We start from the raw sequence: 1582 nt of genomic DNA on the forward strand, positions 1-1582 counted from the left end.
CATATGAGCCCTTCTCCGGTCAAGAGGCAATAACTGTCTTTATGACTGCGTAAGCAGTCATTGCTTTCGAACAACAAAGTCATCTACTTCGCTTTGTCATTTGAGCCATTAAGTCGTTGCTTACGGCAAACACATATAGAGGGTCTCTTACTGCGGTCTCACCGCTGCCTGTCATTCGAGTGACAGGGCCACTAGACACTTTTCCGTTAACCCAGGCTGGCACTATTCAAGAAGAAGGCTAAACAATTGTTTTCCAGTTATCTTCAGGCTCAGGCTAGGTGTAAGCAACTTTGTTGTTCGTTGTAATGCGCACCAATGGGATAGCTAATCAAGGCCAAAGGGCTTGGACAACGGTGGACACAGCAGACTCTGGCGGGCTTATACCCAATAAACGCAGTCAGCAAAGTGTTCTTCCTCAGCACCAGTTAGACGTTCAGCTCACCCCATTGTGCGACTTATTGGGGTAAAAATCGGTGTTCATCAAACACGGTATTGTTCCTCAACATAAAGTAAACGCAGCGACCCAGCTTGTGTGCCAAGGCAGACAGCGCTTTTGCCTTGCTCATGCGTTTTTGCAGTCGCGCGAGGTATTTCTGGGCTTTTTCATTCCCTCGTAAATAGAGTACAGCTGCTTCAGAGAAGGCCCATTTTAGGTGGGCATTGCCAATTTTGTTCCCGCTGGTGCCATATTGTTTTCCCGCCGACTCGGCTTTGCACTTCACCAAGCGGGAGTAAGAGGCAAAGTGTTGAACGGAAGGAAAACGTTGAATATTCCCAATCTCATACAAAATGGTCAGAGCAAGAATACGGCCAATGCCGGGCACAGTTTGAAGCAGTATGTAGTCTTTCGGATTGTGTTGCTTGGCGTTTTTCTCGATGAAGCATTCCACATGGGTGAGTTCTTTGGTGTAGAAGCCAATCATATTGAGGTCGATATCGATGTTGCGGTTAATCGCCGGCTCATTGAAGCGGTTGCGCACGTCTTCCCTGGAAGAGGGATAACGGAGGGCGAGATTGGGTGATGGCACATTGTATTGAGTAAAGGTGTTGGACACATGTGCTTTAAGGTGCGCGCCGTGGCGCACGAGTTTGGTTCGTCGGCGGAGTAAATCACGGGTAGCGCGCATGGCTTTCGGGTAAACGTAGGCCAGCGGGAAATTACCGCCGCGGATCAGAGATGCGATTTTAAATGAATCAATACGATCATTTTTGGTTTTGCCCCCATGAATGGCTTTCATGTACAAGGCATGGCCGAGGACAAAATCAAAGGCGTAGTCGAGGCAAAGGTCACTGACCCAATACCAGCAATGCATGCATTCGACGCCCACGACGATTTCATCTTGGAATGGCGCGAGTATTTCCAGCAATGCGTCAGGGTCAGCGCCAATTTTCTTGTGAAGGACTTTATTGCCTGTTGCGTCGAGAATACAGACATAAAGAATGCGCGCATGCAGATCGATGCCGCAGTAATAGTTATGCTGTTGGTTATAAAATCTCATTGAGTCTTCTCCGTTTTGGTTTCGTCGCCTTCCAGCTTAGCCCGAGGGTTAAGCTGGAGGAGAAGGCTCAATGAGTATCAAGG

General features: G+C 48.4%; 1 protein-coding gene. It reads right to left on the bottom strand.

Annotated elements, in window-relative coordinates; all coding sequences use genetic code 11:
- Window positions 1–455 precede the first annotated feature (455 nt).
- A complete protein-coding gene (locus tag LRP50_RS25210; RefSeq protein ID WP_017007167.1) occupies window positions 456–1499 on the bottom strand; it encodes an IS110 family RNA-guided transposase in 1044 nt (347 codons plus the stop codon).
- Window positions 1500–1582: the final 83 nt, after the last annotated feature.

It is taken from the genome of Enterovibrio gelatinilyticus (genome assembly GCF_028683095.1).
GTDB classification, from domain to species: Bacteria; Pseudomonadota; Gammaproteobacteria; order Enterobacterales; family Vibrionaceae; genus Enterovibrio; species Enterovibrio gelatinilyticus.